This is a genomic window from Vibrio sp. L85 (assembly GCF_963871815.1).
In the GTDB taxonomy this organism is placed as follows: domain Bacteria; phylum Pseudomonadota; class Gammaproteobacteria; order Enterobacterales; family Vibrionaceae; genus Vibrio; species Vibrio harveyi.
Window position 1 is genome coordinate 169,687 of sequence record NZ_CAWMYL010000108.1, and the last position, 15,870, is coordinate 185,556.

The window sequence follows — 15,870 nt, forward strand, 5'->3', positions numbered from 1 at the left end:
AGAACATGTTCAAAGCACGACGAAAACAAGCCAAAGGATTCGCATCGATAGAAATGGTCATCATTGCACCTTTGATGCTCATTGTTGCGATGGGTATATTTGAGTTAACTCAGCTACTTCAAGCCAACAGTATTGTGGTGAATGTAAGCCGAGAAGGAGCAAGTCTGATCTCCCGTAGCAGTACGGAAACCCCACAAGAGGTAATGGATGTTGTCGCCTCAACGTCCTCACCGATAGATCTCTCCACTAAAGGAGCAATCTACATCAGCCTTGTTGTTGGGAGACAAAACCAATCTCCCTACCTCTCACGACAAATTCGTTGGAATCAATCTGGTCTTACAATTGCCAGCCAAGTATGGTCAAGTTGCGGCTCATGGCAGAGTAACGGTGAGTGCAATCTTGGAAGTCCAAAACCAGCATTATCAAATTTTCCGATAGCACTAGACGATAGTGAGATTGTTTATGTCGTTGAAGTTTTTTACGACTACGACCCCGTTTCTACATTTGTTTTTGACAGCAGCTTCACCATAGGTGAAGTCACTTATTTGTGAGGTAGTCGCTATGATGAATGTCACAAAAAACCACCGCAAGTCTAAAGGGCTAGTAATTTGGCTAACCGTCATCGCCCTTCCTTTCTTTTTAATGATTACCGGTCTAGCACTAGATTCTGGTCGAGCCTATTTAGTAAAAGCCAAACTCTTCGCCGCTTTAGATGCGGCCGGTATTGCTGCAGCTCGAGCGGTGGCAAATGGGGAATCTGCCGCGAGAGCAGCGGCAAACAAATATTTCTCTGCCAACATTCCAACCAACTACCTCGACAGCAATCCATCATTAGGTCAGATTAATTTTTCCACAGATGCATTTGGCAATGTTTCCATCAATCTGAACGCGTCGGCTAGCTTAGTGAATCCATTCTTGAGTGTGTTTGGTTATAGCAATTGGGACGTGAGTGCTGAGGCTCAAACCATTCGCAGACCGGTTGATTTAGTCTTGGTTGTAGACAACACAACCTCACTACGTTCTGGTTCGATAGGCGATGTAACTCAAGATGTGATTGATCGGTCTAAGTCGTTCGTAAAAAACTTCAACGAAAACTTCGACCGAGTTTCTATCGTGAAGTACGCATACGGCGCGGAAACTCCAGTGACGTTTAACAGCACCAGAGGGCATTCACGACAAGCTTTGATAAGTGCCATTGATAGTTTTACGTTTGGCTCTTTCTCTTCTCCACAATACACGAATGCCTCTGAAGGTCTGTATCGCGCTCTTGATGGGATACGCAATGTTTCCAACCCTGCCAACTTAAAGGTGATAGTGTTCTTTACTGATGGGGCACCAAACACGTTCTCAAGCCGTTTCCGGTTTGTTGGTGAAACGGGCTGGCATAGAGGCTCTATTCGCTCGGGGGATAGTACGTCAAACGGGACCCCTAGAGGACTTTGGCGACATAACCGAGTGAATACGACGGCATCTAACGGTGATTATCATGGCTCGAATATTGACGATAAATTAAGACGCTTCCCCGACTACTATAATACTCACAGCGTTAATGCCTCGGAGTTCAGAGTACTTAACCCAACTCACCCTGTACGTCCTGTCGCTCAGTACAATCCAAATTCTCATACTGCGGCTCAACTTTATCAGCGGGTCAATCGTATTTCCCGCAACTTAGTCGAAGATATGGCGGAAAAAGCCAGACAAGAAGACATCTACGTGTTTACCCTAGGTCTAGGTTCGTCTCTCACCAGTTTTTCTGGTCCCGATATGGAGAAAGGGGAAGACCTATTGTTACGTATGGCAAATGATCCGAGTATGCTCAGTCGCCCAAGCCTTTCTAGCGACTTTAAGCCAACACAACTGCAAGGTGTGTACTGTCACGCGGTTGATGAGGAAGCATTAGGTCCTTGCTTCGACCAGATGCTGGATGTCATTATTCGCCTAACACTGTAGAGTCTGACAACCCGAGCGCGGATGAATGTATAGGTAACTGCCGTTCTAACTGACTTTGCACAAATAGCTTCTAGCTTCTAGCTTCTAGCTTCTAGCTTCTAGCTTCTAGCTTCTAGGAAGCATAAAAAAACAACTCACCATTGAGTTGTTTTTTATGTTCGTAATTCAAAAGTAGGATAAATCAAAAATAGCAACTTACCACGCCGCTGGTTTATCTTTCTTTCTCACTTCAGTTAATGCTCGAGCAAGGTTTTCGTTCGCTACTTTGTAATAGGATGGTTTCTTGTCAATCGCTTGCTGAAGGTACGGAATGGCTTCATCAGGTTTACCTTGAAGCATTAAGAAATAACCGACATTATTGAGTGCTTCAGCATCTGACATTTGACGCTTGAAAAGGCTCAATGCACGCTGGCTTTCTCCCCTTGCAAGATAAATCAATGCCAGATTATTAATTGCTCGCTCATTGTCTGGGTCATATTGAAGAGCCGTAGCGGTCACACGTTTTGCACTTGCATAATCACCACTCATGTAACGTGAATAGCCCATATTGACTAACCCTTTAATTGAGGTTGGATTAGCTTCTAAACATTTCTTGAAAAACTCTTGCGCAATATCGTGCTTTCTTTTGACATCAGAAAAGACCCCTAGCCCCATATAAGCAACAGCAGGCGAGCTACTATCAATGGCAAGCGACCGTATCGTCTCAATGCTATTGGAATCACTCACAGTGGTGCTAGAGTTCAATCGTTTTTGGTCTTGATTTATCGCTTGGACAAAATACTTCTTCGCATCGTTCATTCTTCCTTGCTTCGAATACAGCAGCCCCAACTCTGCCATGGCAGCTGCATTTTCAGGATTGTTTTCAATTGACGCGAGAAACGCCTTTTCTGCCAGTTGATCATTTTGACGCGCTACGTGTATTTGCCCTATCGTCATGAGTGTTTTGTCATGGTACTGCTTTTCTGGATAACTCAACGACCGAATGTATTCGTACAGTGCAAGGTCTAAATTCTGCTCTCGTAGTGCAACATCACCTCGCATAATAGCTTCTTTCTCGGTTGATGGCGGTGCATCACTGGACAAGCTATCTATTGGCTTGCCCGAATACAGCGCAGCATTGAAATCATCGCTTGGCTCTGGTGAGCTCGTACATCCGACGGTCGCTAACGATATGCACAGAGTTAGGGTCGTAAGTTTTAGGTTATTCATAGACTTGCTCCTGGTGCAGACAGTGCATCAAGGACAATCAAGATGCCTGGTCCTAGTGCAACAATGAAAAAACATGGCCAAATAAACAGCAACATTGGGAACAGCATCTTTGTAGGAATCTTAGCGGCAATTTCTTCTGCTGCTTGTTGTCGTTTATCTCTAAAATCGTCGGTATAGGAACGTAAGGTCTCTCCCAAACTACCACCGATTTTAGCCGCGTGGGTTAACACAGAGACCAAACCAGACAGCTCCACCAGCCCAGTTCTAGAAACTAACTGAGCGAGGGCATCTGGCATCGTGACCCCTGCTTGTATTTTGGTACACACGGTATCGAGCTCATCTGCAAATTCCGGATGAGAAACGTACAACTCCCTTGTTACCCTGTTTAATGCAGCGTTAAAACCCAAACCTGATTCTGTACATACAACCAACAGGTCTAAAGCATCTGGTACACCATTGCGTATTTTTCTCTGACGCTCCTTTTTCATATGCTCTAACAATATGTTCGGTAAGAAAACGCCAATAAACACAGCGGTAATAATGAACAAGTTCTGAAACGAACCACCAATATCTAAATAGTAAATGCCAAACGCAATGATCAAACCAAGCAAAGCAGAAAGTCCTTTCAGTGCGTAAAACACTGACAAAGCGCTCTTATTATGAAATCCAGCATGCATCAGTTTCTGTATGTAGGTTTCTTTCTCCTTTTCACTACCCTGAGCAATGTAAGGGCTGAGTGAATCTAACGTGTGAGCAAACTTAGCCGCTGTTGTGTCTTTGCCAGTATTGCCTGAAGTATTAATATCTCGAACACGCTTATCTAACGGAGAACGAAGACCAAAAACAATAAAACCTACAGTGAACGTAAACGCCATTGTGGTTAGCAGAACAAGCCCATAAAACAGATATTGAGCATTAGTATCGAAGTTCAATATCATATTTTGCCAATATGTTAGGTTCAAATATTCCATAATTTATATCTCGATACTGACAATTTTCTTTATCCAAACCGCACCAATTGCAAGTAGGATCACGCCAATGCTGATCATGTTTAAACCCCGAGGATCGGCATACAAAGGTTCGATATATTCTGGGTTAAAAATCTTCAGACCTAAGAACAAGATAAAGGGAGATAAGGTGAGTATCCATGCGGATAAACGACTCTCTGCAGACAAGGTTTTTATTTTTCGTTCTAGCTTAAATCTTGCTCGTAGCACTTGAGATACATTTTGCAGGTTCTCTGTTAGATTCCCCCCAGTCTCTTTTTGCAATAACACGGCACTAGAAAAAGCCAGCATGGAGATCGTTGGCACTCGTTCCGCCATCTGTAAAATCGCTAAACGCAGGTCATAACCAAAATTAAGCAAGTTGTACGTGTTTTGAAATTCGATACTGATAGGTGGTGACATCTCTTCTCCAACTTCTCGAAATGCTTTAACGAGAGGCTGTCCACCTTGTAACGAACGGCGAATAATATCCAAAGCTTCCGGTAACTGCTCTTCAAAAAGGGCTAATCGCTTTTCAACTCTTCTTTGTACGTAAAAGTAAGCACCAGACATAGATAGGAAGAAAAGCGCAACGCAGATATACCATTCCTGTTTGAGCATGATGCCAACAAGGGAAAAGGCGAAGCCCACTAATACAACGGTCATCAAAAAACTTGCGACGCCAACCTTCAAACCTGCTAGTTCAATGACTCTTCTTATATCGGCGAAGAAGGAAAAACGAACTAAGAATTGATCCGTTGGGGAGAGCTCTTTTCGGTAGTGTTCTTTAAGTAAAGATAAACTTTGTTCATCTACATTTCGGTTCTGCTTGAGCCGGTTAGACAGCTCTCGGTGCTTACTTTTCTTACCTACAACAGGAAGCAGTAATGCTTGAGAAATCAGTAATACCGCAGCAAAGAGCAAGATGAGTGAAATCGTAACTTCATCCATGATAGATCTCCTCTAGCTATGCTCATCGGTAAAGAGTTCAAACGGTAAGTTAAACCCTCTTTTTGCTAGAGCATCATGTGCTTGTGGAACCACTCCTGTGGCAACGAAGTGTCCAAGCACATTACCTTCACTATCAAGCCCCTGACGCTCAAACTTAAAGATTTCTGACATGGTGATCACTTCTCCTTCCATGCCGTTGATCTCTTGCACACTCACCATGCGACGTCGACCATCTTCTTGTCTTTCCATTTGAATGACCAAGTGAATCGCAGAAGCAATCTGCGAGCGGATATTCTTTGTCGAGATATTCCAACCAGCCATTGAGAACATATTCTCAATTCGACTTAATGCATCTCTTGGTGAGTTAGCATGTATGGTCGTCAGTGAGCCGTCATGACCTGTATTCATTGCAGCTAACATATCCACGGCTTCACTACCACGAACCTCACCAACTACAATTCTATCTGGGCGCATACGCAGGGAGTTTTTCACTAGCTCACGCTGCCCTATCTCGCCTTTTCCTTCTAGGTTTGCAGGTCGAGTTTCTAGACGAATAACATGAGGTTGTTGAAGTTGAAGCTCGGCGGAATCTTCAATTGTGATGATACGTTCATCTCTTGGGATGTAACCAGATAGGATGTTTAAGGTTGTGGTTTTACCTGAACCTGTACCACCAGAAATAAGAATGTTCAGTTCGCCTTCTACCGCTGCCTCAACAAATGTCGCCATTTGCGGTGAGAGCGTGCCAAAGTCTAAAAAGTTCGACATTTTGAGTCGTTCAACGGCAAAGCGTCGAATAGACACGGAGGGACCATCAAGCGCCAAAGGAGGGATAATGGCATTGACGCGAGAGCCATCAAGTAGGCGCGCATCAACCATAGGGGAAGATTCATCGATTCGGCGCCCTACTTGGCTCACAATCCTATCAATGATGTTCCGCAGATGGCGATCATCAAGAAATGTGTAGGGGGTCTTCTCAAGTTTACCCCTACGCTCTACAAAAACATTCTTGGCTCCATTAACCAAAATATCAGAAACCGTGTCATCACTGAGTAGAGGCTCCAAAGGGCCTAAGCCAAATACTTCGTCTTCAATTTGTTTTATAACTCGCTTTCGCCCTTCAGCGCTGAGCGCTTGTGAAGGATCATCATTCATCATTTGAAGAATGGCTTCATGCAAATCTTTCTTCGCCTGTTCCTGACCTAAATTCGAGAGCAATCCCAAGTCCAATGTTTCTAACAGTTGTTTGTGGTAATAGTGCTTAACCGCTAGCTCTTGTTCCAAGGCTCGTTTTGCCTCTTCAATGGCTTGTTCTTTAGCTTGCTGGGCTTCAAGCTTCTTATCAACACTCGCAGTCTCCTGAGAAGGTTCAACCCCTTCTAGTGCTTTCGTTTTGTCGTCCTCTAAATTCGCTTTATGCTCGAAGTCAGGGTTTAAATTTTTACGTTTAAAGAACATCGTTATCTCCCAAGTTCCCTATGAAAACAGCTTGCTAAACCAGCCTTTTTCCACTTTTTCAGGGGGTACGATTTTGTGAGAAAAGTCGATAATGGAGCGGGTAATAAAGCTTCTTTTTTTAGTACTCACAAATGGCTTGCCTAAATTGGCGCTGTCGATTGCCACTTTAAAATCATTTGGTACCAGATGAAGCTGCTGCCCTTTGAGTGCATGTTCGATGTCTCCGATCTTGATGCTTTGTCTTTTTTCATATCGATTGACGATCACTTCGATGATCTCTTTTTGCAATCCATACTCAAAAGCGAGGGAGTTCAGTAATCTTGCACTGTTTCTTACCGACACTAAATTTTGTTGAGCAACCAAAAAAACGCGCGTCGCAGGAGCAATGGTCGATGCAAACACATGGTCAACTCCTCGCGACAGATCAATAATGGTGTAAGGATAAAAACGCCTTAATATCGGTAATAACCGACCTATTCTTTTTGCCTGCTCAAAATCATCAGCTAAATTTTCATGCTTAAAGCTGAGTATATGTAAGCCAGATTCATGTTTATGAACGAGAGAACCGAGAGACACCTCATCGAGGTCTTTCGATATCGCGATGGCATCCGAAATGCTGTAGGCAGGCTGAACATTTAAATAGTCAGGAATGACACCAAACTGCAGATCGATATCGAGCAGCAAAACTTTATTTTGGTGGTAACTGGCAAGTTCAATTGCAGAATTAAGCGCCAGCGTTGTCGCCCCCATACCACCTTTCGAATTGATAAAAAGAAACAACTCCCCAAAAGACAAGCTGTCCAATTTCTGGGTTGCCGTTTTCTCTAGCATCGGCATCATGCCAGAGATGGTAATCTCCCGAGACAGAAAATCACTGGCGCCGATACGCAGAGCAGTTCTGAGCATCTCGCTATCACCTTCATCACCAAAAACGATTAATGATGATTCGTGCTCGCCCCAAGAGAAGTTGTATTGCTGCATCTCTTGCATCTTTTGCGCCCAACCATCACCAGCTTCGACGAAGATAAGATCTGGTGCAGCAAGGTTGTGTAAAAAGGTTTCGCTAACGTTATTCAAAGAGCAAAAGTCGAGATGTAAGTTACGGCATTTAGCGAGTTCAGACTTCATATGAAGATGAAATGCTTCACTCGAATACACTACCCACACTTTCAAATTTGTCTTCAATCTATTGATTGTTGGCTCACTTTCCGGCTGCATAAAAACGGTTTCACCCATAACTCACCCTTCCATACTGGTGCGTATGCTTCATAAAAAATCACGACGTCTTTGCTTGTTCTTTTTATTCGATTAGTACGCTCTACCGTCACTCGTTTAATTAAACTCCTCAAGCACTTTGCTTGAGCGTGTAGATAGATCATCCGTATCCTTGCCAACATATTGGTCGTAAGACTGCTGCATCTTTTCACCAACACCTTCAGGTACGAGCCCCATGTTTTCTTGCGTCGCTGAAGGGTTATAAGTTTGCAATGTTCTTAGATTGGTTACCGACTCTCCGAGAGGTTCGTTATGGCTGCATCCTGATAAAACTAATATCGCAGTGACAAACACTGGCGCAATCCATCTTGTTGTTTTATAAGTCATGTCCAAATACCCCCTCACTGCCGCCATCAACTTGAATGACCACGCTATCCTCTTCTTGACGCTGAATAGACTCTGATTGTGGTAAGTCTAGATAAGCCCCTCGTCCTAATAAGTAGTACTCGAAGTCATTCGGAGTAACGAATGCATCGGTTGGTAAAGTGACACGCTCTCTATCTATTGGAGTGGCAAGGCGAGGTGTAACAAGGATCACGAGTTCGGTTTCACCAGAGACAAACTCTTGACTGTTAAACAATTGACCCAGTACCGGAATGTCTCCAAATCCCGGCATCTTATTACTGATATCTCGAGCGTTTTCACTTAATAGACCCGCAATCCCAATAGTTTGTCCGTCGGCAAGCTCAAGTGTCGATGATGCACTACGTCGGGTAATTGGAGGGATAAAATAGGTCGCGTTGGTTTCAGTAGGATCAATAGTCAATGAACTGCCGTTTGCAATCTCACTGACATCAACAGCCATGTTTAAATTGATTTTTTTGTCGCTAAGAACGGTAGGAATGAACTTCAAACCAACACCATATTCTTTGTACTCAATGACGATACCGTCATCGTCAGGAACAGGAATTGGGAACTCCCCACCAGCGAGAAACTCGGCTTTGGAACCACTCAGTGCAGTGAGGTTAGGTTCTGCCAATACTTTCGCCACACCATTTTGTTTTGCTATATCTAGTGCAAAAGAAAACAAGGTATTTCCATCAATAAACGAGCCTAACAGCCCATAATCGCTCGCAACGGGAATATCAAAGATAGGCGTTCCATTGAATACACCACCAGGTCCGGCAGTCGCCCCCCAAGAGAAATTAGAGCCCGATGTCTGGAAGAAATGGAAGTTAGCATCAAATTTCTTTACTAAGCTTCTTTGAACTTCGGCAACAGTAACCTCTAGCATCACTTGCTGCGCACCACCAATCGCCATCAGGTTGATAACACCAGTATCTTCTACAACTTCATTCGATGAGCCTTTTTCCTTATCAACGGATCGCCCACCCGAATAACTTTCTGCAATCCTCATCGCGGTGTTCATTCTGGCTTGATTACTGACTAAGCCACTTAAAACAACGCGATTTTGAGCGCTATGGACTTCGATTTTTTCATCAGGAAGAAACTCGTAAAGTTTGGCTTTTAAACTGTTTAAATCATGAGTTACTTCAACATTAATGGATTCAATCAATTGTCCTCTGGAATCCCACGCCATAAGATTTGTAGCGCCAAGTTTTTTACCAATCAAAAACACTTCGTTCGAGCGAAGCATGACGATATCAAGTACCTCAGGATCGCCCAAAGATACTTTTCTTGCCTTACCAGACAGGACAACGTGTGTGGATTTGTGATGAGGTACAACGACGGTTTTTCCTGTCGGTGCAGCTCCATATGCCCCAAATGAGAAACAACATAAGGCAATCAAATACGTTATTATTTTGTTCATATTAACCTCAATTGCTCACTCTAATGTTAGACGTTTCCGTACCTCTAATGATGGTTACGCTCGGTTTTGGAACATAACGGCGCACTTTCTTGTCCACAGCATGTGGATTTCTCAACGCCAATTGCAGTCCACCTTTTGATTGAGCCGTCATCAGTTTTTCAGCCTCTTTTGGGCTAACTTCTAGCGTGACAGCACGAACAATGACTGGAGAGTTTTCTTCTGAACGAGAAGTTTGGTCTACCGCAAGCACCCTAATGTTCTTAAGCACTGTAGACGTGTTAACAATATTTTTTTGGTACTGGATCGTATTTAAAATATCGACCTTATTCCCAGGCAATAGAAAACCGGCAACACCAATAACATCATCTACCCTGATAGTAACTGCTCGTTTGTCTTCTGGGATTAGCGAAGCCAATGTGACGCCCTCTCCGGGCAATGTGAACCTGAGACGGTGAACCACCTCATCTTCGTAAATCGTATTCGCAACAACTTGTCCTACTAGCTCACTTTTATCTGTGTAGTTGTTTTCGTTTATCCAATCTTTTTCCATCAGTTTTAGAGTTAAGTCTTTGTCTTGGACGACAGTACCTGCGGGAATTTCAGTCGCCGCCACGACAACAGGATGACGCTCAATTTCTTCAATCTGAACGGTTGGCTTTTGATTTGCTTCAAGCCACTGTTTAGCAAAAAAGACCGCCCCCAACCCAAATATCACTGACAAAATAAGTAGTAAAAACACCTGTTTACTTCCCATTTTCCTTGTCCTCTATTAATCCTCGGTAAAATACACCTTCCACGCCCTCTCCAATATTTCTGACGTTATAATTGGTGAATATTCCTCAAATTTGATCATATCTTGGCTGATTCCCACCAGGTCTTTCGGTAAACAGGGATAAAACGCAACCTTATTTTTTTGATGTAGATTTAGTACCGTATCTAAAGCATCACTCTCTAATTCTAATGCTTTCTGTTTTGCTGTTTTCAACCACAACTCTTGATATTCATCTTTAAGAATAGGATCGAATTTAATTTTGTACCCAAGCCTTCTTAGAAAGGCAGGGTCGCTTATTTTCTCTGGCGTAAAGTTAGTAGAAAATGCCAGATTTAAAATAAATGGCGCAGTAATTTGTTGACCGTTTGGCAATGAAAATTGGTCGAAAAAATATTCCATTGGCACAATCCAACGATTAAGTAGAGCATCCACTGGAACAGGCTGTCGTCCTAGGTCATCAATCACCAAAATACCGTTATTCGCCATCATCTGCAGTGGCGCCAACCAAACTCTGTTGTGCTCTGAATGGTTCACTTCCAACATATCCAGAGTAAGTTCGCCTCCGACTTGAATATTTGGACGTTCACACAACACCCAGCGATTGTCATATTGCTTTTTATATAGAAATTCTGCTTCTTCGAAATGCCCTTCAACTTTGACATGATGCTGAGGCGAGAACACTTTGATCACATTACCTAAAGCATATACCGCAAAAGGAATATAGACTGAGGTATTTAATGCATTGATAATCTTAGAAGCGACAAACGTTTTACCCGTACCAGCTTCTCCATATAGCAACATTGCACGACCAGAGTTAATAGCGGGTCCCAGCAAAGGCACTAAACGGTCTGCACCATATACATCACTGAGTGCGCTCTCTAACGCTTGCCTAGAGATCGCTTTCGATCGTAAGTCTTGCGCCTCGACGATTTCACAATAGTGCGCAAGAGATACTGGCACAGGTCCAAGATAAGGGTCTTTCACAAAAGCAATTTCTGCTGCCTTTCGTCCTTTCTCAGACAACGAATAACGAATGTGATTGTGAGAAATGCTGGCTTGAAAGCCATGTTCACTAGGTTGAAAAACTTCGATCTCTGAGCGAGCTCTCAACGTTGCAAGAACCGTTTCAACAACGCCTATGACAACCCCTAATAGCTTAGACAATTCAAGCAAATCAGATTTGGGATAGGCTGCCAAATGTTTTAATACCAGGTTTTCTACAACGGCCTCAGGCACGCCTAAAGCGTCACACGAGGTTGGTACAGGAATAGGATCAATGTGAGGGGTCAAGTCTCCAGAATGCAGTTTTTTTCGAATATCCATGGAGATCCCTCGAATAAAATAGATTAATCCAGACTGTTAATCTTTAATGAAAGTAACTAAACATAGCGAGTCCAATAACCACTGATGGAGCAAAAGGCATTGTTAAATTATTCTTGTATCTCACGTGGGTATGAAGGTTAGTAGATCCTTTATCTTTATGACTTTCTATTCCTCTCAGTATCCATCGATTAAAAAAGTAGTTTTTTGCCAAAAAACTCACTTGCTCTCCGCTTTGAGAAATACTGTAGAAAAGATATAACGATCCGACTATCCCACCAGCAACAACAATATATACACTGGATTCAACAAGATTACCCCAACCAACATATGCACCAACAACAAATAAAAGTTTTACGTCACCCGCAGACATCGCTCTGAGAAAAAATAAAATTAACCCAAAAACAAAAAGGGCAATCGCACCATACATTGAATACAATATTTCATTGTAATCAATTGGTGGAATCAAGAGTTTAACAACAAGAAATAGAAGCAAAAGAATGAGTAGGTTATTATGTATTCTATGCCATCGTATATCATTGATAGCAATCATAATCATAACAACCCAAAAAGGAGCATAAATATCCATACTTTTGCTCTATCCCCTCTTTATATCATTGATATTATTGAGCCGACTGTATTAGCTAAATCCACCCACAAGCTTGCGAAAGCAACACTTAGGAAGAAAACTAATAAAGCTGCCCCAATTATATATTCAACAACAGTCAAACCTTTCTGTTTATAGTAATGTGAGTTAGCCACAACTAGTTTCTTGGTCAATGGTTTAATATTTCTACGGAGCTGAGCTCGAAGAGATAGCACTTACAATATTGCCAAGCTTGGCGCTCAATGTACTACTAATGCCCCCGAAAATAGTCGATAAACCGAATACAAGCATCGCCGCGCCGATTACGTATTCGATAACAGTTAAACCTTCTTCATCTTTCAAAAAAGCTTTGCAGCTATCTACAAATTTGCTCATGACAATCACTCCCTTGTCTTAACTTGATAAACAGGTCAATTACCTGTCCTTTAAAACTTAGAGGGCGATTTTCATTGTGGGTAGGACTTTTTTGCCAAGCACTAGCACTTTCTTGCTAGAGACGCCTACAAAGTGCATATGTAGCAAATTTGAGACAAACCAAGCAAGATATGTGACACCTTTCACACTTGAAGTCTATTTATATAAGCCTAAGCTTAATAAACGAAAGGTTGAGTTTTTTGATCTCAGGAATAGAGAGCTAATTTTAGTTTTACGGCTCAAATTGTATAAAGTTCACAATTCATGGAATCATTATGGAAGAACAGGTTAAGGCATACTGGCTCGGTAAAACTGTTGAGTCTCTCCCGAGCACTTTTCGCTCAGAGCTTCTAACCTTTTTCTCTGTTATCGAAAGTTATAACGACATTTCAATCCTAAGCGACAAAGAGTTCACCCACTTCTTTTACTATGCTGAGCCAAAGCATGAGCATTTACATAAGAGCATAATTACTCTTTGCGAGAACCTTGATAAAAAGTTACTCGTGATCCACGACAAGACCAATCCCATCACTCTCCCACCTGAACACATTACAGCTGAGTACTATCACGTTGAATCAAATAATGCTTCAGAATGGTTGTCACAGATAAAGCTCAGATACTTTTCCACCACCATGTCTAGTGAAGCAGTACTTTCAGGTGATTTAGTATTAAAGAAAAATGGCAAGCCTAACTTTTCTGATGTAGTTAGCTATATCGCGAACAATGCACACAAAGATCTAAGAGAGGAAGAAGCCGCAGCACTTTGCCATTATTCCCCGAATTACTTTTCTAAACTCTTTCACCGAAAAGTTGGAATGTGTTTTCGCGATTACATCACGGAAAAGCGCATCTCTCTTGCCAAGAAAATGCTTACAGAAGAAGACTCAATGAAAATTGCCTATATTGCGTATCAATGCGGCTACCGTGACGTCTCGTATTTTTCTCGCATCTTCAAAAAGAAAACCGGACTTTCACCCGCAAGCTATCGGCAACAGTTTTAATGAATGACGACTTGGGCAACTTTGCCTTCTCTAACGTAACCTTTCCCACAGATTTCATCAAAATGCATTCCCGTATAATGATTTAACATGCTAAAGTTAACAATGTTTTAACAACTATAAATACAAACGAGAGAAGACATGGAGTCATCTACAATGAATCAGCCTAACCTAGAACAGACCGCTGGTTGCGCTCTCCCGCCGCCAAATGAAATGATCCTTAAATGGGCAGAGGAACGCCCAAATGAGGTTTACTTAAAACAAATCATTAATCGACAGTTTGTTGAATTTACTTATGCCGAGGTCGCCGATAAGGCGCTTAAATTGGTTACCGCTCTGCGCAACTTGGGTGTTCAACCCGGTGAAAAAGTCGCATTGGTTTCGAAGAACTGTGCCGAATGGTTTATCTGCGATTTAGCCATGATGCTTGGCGACTACGTGAGTGTGCCAATTTTCCCGACAGCTGGCGCTGACACCATTGAGTACTGTGTTACCCACAGCGAAAGTAAAGCACTGATTGGCGGTAAGTTAGATGATCCAGCGGCAACACAACAAGTGATCGATTCAATGCCAGATTTAATTAGCATTGCACTTCCTTACGATACTGCGCCGAAATGCCAATATCAGTTTACTGAGATTATTGCCGACGTAGAGCCAAGCGCAGAGCGTCCACAACACCATGATGACAAGCTTATGTCTCTCGTGTACACCTCAGGTACGTCAGGGCTGCCGAAAGGTGCAATGCTGACATACGGCGCGTTCAGTTGGTCCGTTCAACAACTGATCAATCACATTGGCATCCAAGAAAACGATCGATTGTTCTCTTATTTACCACTCGCTCATATCACAGAACGAGTTTACATCTTCGGTTCATCGATTATGGGTGGCGTAACGACGGCTTTCCCTGAGTCACTCGATACTTTCATTGAAGATGTCAAAATGCATCGCCCGACACTCTTCATCTCTGTACCGCGATTGTGGACACTGTTCCAGCAACGTATTCAAGACAAACTTCCTCAGAAAAAGCTCAATATTCTGCTGAAGATCCCATTCGTTAATTCACTGATTAAGAAGAAATTGGCGGATGGTCTCGGCTTAGATCAAGCCCGCGTCCTTGGTTGTGGTTCTGCCCCAGTGTCACCAGCACTACTTGAGTGGTACCGCAGTGTTGGTCTAAACATCACTGAAGCTTGGGGGATGACAGAGTCTTTCGCCTACAGCACACTAAACTACCCATTCCGCGCCGATAAGATTGGCTCTGTGGGCAATGCCGGACCAGGTATTGAACTTAAGATCGCTGACGATGATGAGATCATGGTTCGCGGCAAAGGGCTGTTCTCTGGCTACTACAAAAATGACATCGCGACACAAGAGTCGTTTGACTCAGAAGGATGGCTTCATACTGGTGACATCGGTTCAATAGATGCGGATGGTTACCTCACCATTCAAGGTCGTAAAAAAGACACCTTCAAAACTGCCAAAGGTAAGTTTGTTGCTCCGGTTCCTATCGAGAAGAAACTGTTTGAGTATAGCCGCGTCGAAATGATGTGTTTGATCGGCTTAGGCTTGCCAGCACCCATTTTATTAGTTGTGCCACATGACTTCCCGAACTTTGATAAAGAACGTTACGCCCGCACCACACGCAAGGTTGTCGCTCGCATGAACCAAGAACTTGAATCGCACGAGCAAATCAAAGGGGTATTGATGATCCAAGACCCGTGGAGTATTGAAAACGGCATTCTAACACCGACCTTGAAGATCAAACGCCACGTTCTTGAGCAGAAATATCATGAAATCGGACACAACTGGCCAAAAGGCGAACTGGTTGTATGGGAAGAAGATTTATAATCTCTTACTCACACTCCGAGAACCAACAATTCAAACGCTCCCATAAAGGGAGCGTTTTTCATTTTCGACGATGATCAATCACGCCAAAATGGTTTCTGAATTTCCTTTTGGACTTCAGTTTCGTTGTAGCCGATATCATCCAAAAGGTGGTGAGGTAACTCAGACAAATGACGGCGTGTACGGTAGTTTTTTCTCCATACGGCTAATTTAGAAAAGATATACTGAACTAAGCTCTTGCGTGGCTTCGATGCTAAGTGACCACAGGTTTGCGTTGCATTGTTCATATACCCTCCTTGATTCATTCACATTGA

At 42.9% G+C, this 15,870-nt stretch carries 16 protein-coding genes; 4 read left to right on the top strand and 12 right to left on the bottom strand.

The features are described from left to right. Positions 1-5 precede the first annotated feature (5 nt). Positions 6-551 carry a TadE/TadG family type IV pilus assembly protein gene (locus tag AACR11_RS10730; RefSeq protein ID WP_029790398.1) on the top strand — a complete coding sequence of 182 codons (546 nt, stop codon included), beginning with the start codon at positions 6-8 and terminating at the stop codon, positions 549-551. Between the two features lie 10 nt (positions 552-561). Then, positions 562-1,950: a vWA domain-containing protein gene (locus tag AACR11_RS10735; protein ID WP_029790397.1), complete on the top strand. Its 1,389-nt coding sequence runs from the start codon at positions 562-564 to the stop codon at positions 1,948-1,950. 195 nt (positions 1,951-2,145) lie between these two features. On the opposite strand, the gene AACR11_RS10740 is transcribed toward AACR11_RS10735, so the two are convergent. From AACR11_RS10740 to AACR11_RS10790, 11 genes are all read right to left on the bottom strand, one after another. Further along, positions 2,146-3,159, bottom strand: a complete 1,014-nt coding sequence (locus AACR11_RS10740) for a tetratricopeptide repeat protein (RefSeq protein WP_050582053.1) — start codon at positions 3,157-3,159, stop codon at positions 2,146-2,148. Further along, complete coding sequence (locus AACR11_RS10745; RefSeq protein WP_029790394.1) at positions 3,156-4,130, bottom strand: type II secretion system F family protein; 975 nt, start codon at positions 4,128-4,130, stop codon at positions 3,156-3,158. The genes AACR11_RS10740 and AACR11_RS10745 overlap by 4 nt, the downstream gene beginning before the upstream one ends. Positions 4,131-4,133: 3 nt before the next feature. Further along, positions 4,134-5,096: a type II secretion system F family protein gene (locus AACR11_RS10750; protein WP_029790393.1), complete on the bottom strand. Its 963-nt coding sequence runs from the start codon at positions 5,094-5,096 to the stop codon at positions 4,134-4,136. A 12-nt stretch (positions 5,097-5,108) separates the two neighbouring features. Further along, positions 5,109-6,554, bottom strand: coding sequence for a CpaF family protein (locus AACR11_RS10755; RefSeq protein ID WP_029790392.1), 1,446 nt, complete (start codon positions 6,552-6,554; stop codon positions 5,109-5,111). Between the two features lie 18 nt (positions 6,555-6,572). Next, positions 6,573-7,790, bottom strand: coding sequence for an AAA family ATPase (locus AACR11_RS10760; protein WP_029790391.1), 1,218 nt, complete (start codon positions 7,788-7,790; stop codon positions 6,573-6,575). A 96-nt stretch (positions 7,791-7,886) separates the two neighbouring features. Further along, the gene (locus tag AACR11_RS10765) at positions 7,887-8,156 is read right to left on the bottom strand and encodes a hypothetical protein (protein WP_029790390.1); all 270 of its coding nucleotides are present in this window, start codon (positions 8,154-8,156) and stop codon (positions 7,887-7,889) included. Continuing rightward, the gene (locus AACR11_RS10770) at positions 8,146-9,600 is read right to left on the bottom strand and encodes a type II and III secretion system protein family protein (RefSeq protein ID WP_029790389.1); all 1,455 of its coding nucleotides are present in this window, start codon (positions 9,598-9,600) and stop codon (positions 8,146-8,148) included. Before AACR11_RS10770 ends, AACR11_RS10765 begins: the two co-directional genes overlap by 11 nt. 7 nt (positions 9,601-9,607) lie before the next feature. Continuing rightward, complete coding sequence (gene cpaB, locus AACR11_RS10775; protein WP_029790388.1) at positions 9,608-10,354, bottom strand: Flp pilus assembly protein CpaB; 747 nt, start codon at positions 10,352-10,354, stop codon at positions 9,608-9,610. A 15-nt stretch (positions 10,355-10,369) separates the two neighbouring features. Next, positions 10,370-11,695 (bottom strand): ATPase AAA, encoded by a 1,326-nt coding sequence (locus AACR11_RS10780; protein ID WP_033001625.1) that lies wholly within the window; start codon positions 11,693-11,695, stop codon positions 10,370-10,372. 43 nt (positions 11,696-11,738) lie between these two features. Continuing rightward, positions 11,739-12,281, bottom strand: coding sequence for an A24 family peptidase (locus tag AACR11_RS10785; protein ID WP_029790386.1), 543 nt, complete (start codon positions 12,279-12,281; stop codon positions 11,739-11,741). A 204-nt stretch (positions 12,282-12,485) separates the two neighbouring features. Then, positions 12,486-12,674 carry a Flp family type IVb pilin gene (locus AACR11_RS10790; protein WP_029790385.1) on the bottom strand — a complete coding sequence of 63 codons (189 nt, stop codon included), beginning with the start codon at positions 12,672-12,674 and terminating at the stop codon, positions 12,486-12,488. 314 nt (positions 12,675-12,988) lie between these two features. On the opposite strand from AACR11_RS10790, the gene AACR11_RS10795 reads away from it, so the two are divergent. Continuing rightward, complete coding sequence (locus tag AACR11_RS10795; protein WP_029790384.1) at positions 12,989-13,714, top strand: helix-turn-helix domain-containing protein; 726 nt, start codon at positions 12,989-12,991, stop codon at positions 13,712-13,714. Between the two features lie 153 nt (positions 13,715-13,867). Continuing rightward, complete coding sequence (locus tag AACR11_RS10800) at positions 13,868-15,559, top strand: AMP-binding protein (RefSeq protein ID WP_005449101.1); 1,692 nt, start codon at positions 13,868-13,870, stop codon at positions 15,557-15,559. Positions 15,560-15,633: 74 nt separating this feature from the next. Here the strand turns inward: AACR11_RS10800 and AACR11_RS10805 are convergent, their stop codons facing one another. Beyond that, a complete protein-coding gene (locus tag AACR11_RS10805) occupies positions 15,634-15,843 on the bottom strand; it encodes a DUF1127 domain-containing protein (RefSeq protein ID WP_009698710.1) in 210 nt (69 codons plus the stop codon). Positions 15,844-15,870: the final 27 nt, after the last annotated feature.

Bases quoted from the DNA above. Each gene is read 5' to 3' on its own strand.
- AACR11_RS10730 (WP_029790398.1), top strand. From the start codon at position 6: ATGTTCAAAGCACGACGAAAACAAGCCAAAGGATTCGCATCGATAGAA.
- AACR11_RS10790 (WP_029790385.1), bottom strand. From the start codon at position 12,674: ATGAGCAAATTTGTAGATAGCTGCAAAGCTTTTTTGAAAGATGAAGAA.
- AACR11_RS10785 (WP_029790386.1), bottom strand. From the start codon at position 12,281: ATGGATATTTATGCTCCTTTTTGGGTTGTTATGATTATGATTGCTATC.
- AACR11_RS10770 (WP_029790389.1), bottom strand. From the start codon at position 9,600: ATGAACAAAATAATAACGTATTTGATTGCCTTATGTTGTTTCTCATTT.
- AACR11_RS10750 (WP_029790393.1), bottom strand. From the start codon at position 5,096: ATGGATGAAGTTACGATTTCACTCATCTTGCTCTTTGCTGCGGTATTA.
- AACR11_RS10795 (WP_029790384.1), top strand. From the start codon at position 12,989: ATGGAAGAACAGGTTAAGGCATACTGGCTCGGTAAAACTGTTGAGTCT.
- cpaB (WP_029790388.1), bottom strand. From the start codon at position 10,354: ATGGGAAGTAAACAGGTGTTTTTACTACTTATTTTGTCAGTGATATTT.
- AACR11_RS10760 (WP_029790391.1), bottom strand. From the start codon at position 7,790: ATGGGTGAAACCGTTTTTATGCAGCCGGAAAGTGAGCCAACAATCAAT.
- AACR11_RS10745 (WP_029790394.1), bottom strand. From the start codon at position 4,130: ATGGAATATTTGAACCTAACATATTGGCAAAATATGATATTGAACTTC.
- AACR11_RS10765 (WP_029790390.1), bottom strand. From the start codon at position 8,156: ATGACTTATAAAACAACAAGATGGATTGCGCCAGTGTTTGTCACTGCG.
- AACR11_RS10735 (WP_029790397.1), top strand. From the start codon at position 562: ATGATGAATGTCACAAAAAACCACCGCAAGTCTAAAGGGCTAGTAATT.
- AACR11_RS10740 (WP_050582053.1), bottom strand. From the start codon at position 3,159: ATGAATAACCTAAAACTTACGACCCTAACTCTGTGCATATCGTTAGCG.
- AACR11_RS10805 (WP_009698710.1), bottom strand. From the start codon at position 15,843: ATGAACAATGCAACGCAAACCTGTGGTCACTTAGCATCGAAGCCACGC.
- AACR11_RS10780 (WP_033001625.1), bottom strand. From the start codon at position 11,695: ATGGATATTCGAAAAAAACTGCATTCTGGAGACTTGACCCCTCACATT.
- AACR11_RS10755 (WP_029790392.1), bottom strand. From the start codon at position 6,554: ATGTTCTTTAAACGTAAAAATTTAAACCCTGACTTCGAGCATAAAGCG.
- AACR11_RS10800 (WP_005449101.1), top strand. From the start codon at position 13,868: ATGAATCAGCCTAACCTAGAACAGACCGCTGGTTGCGCTCTCCCGCCG.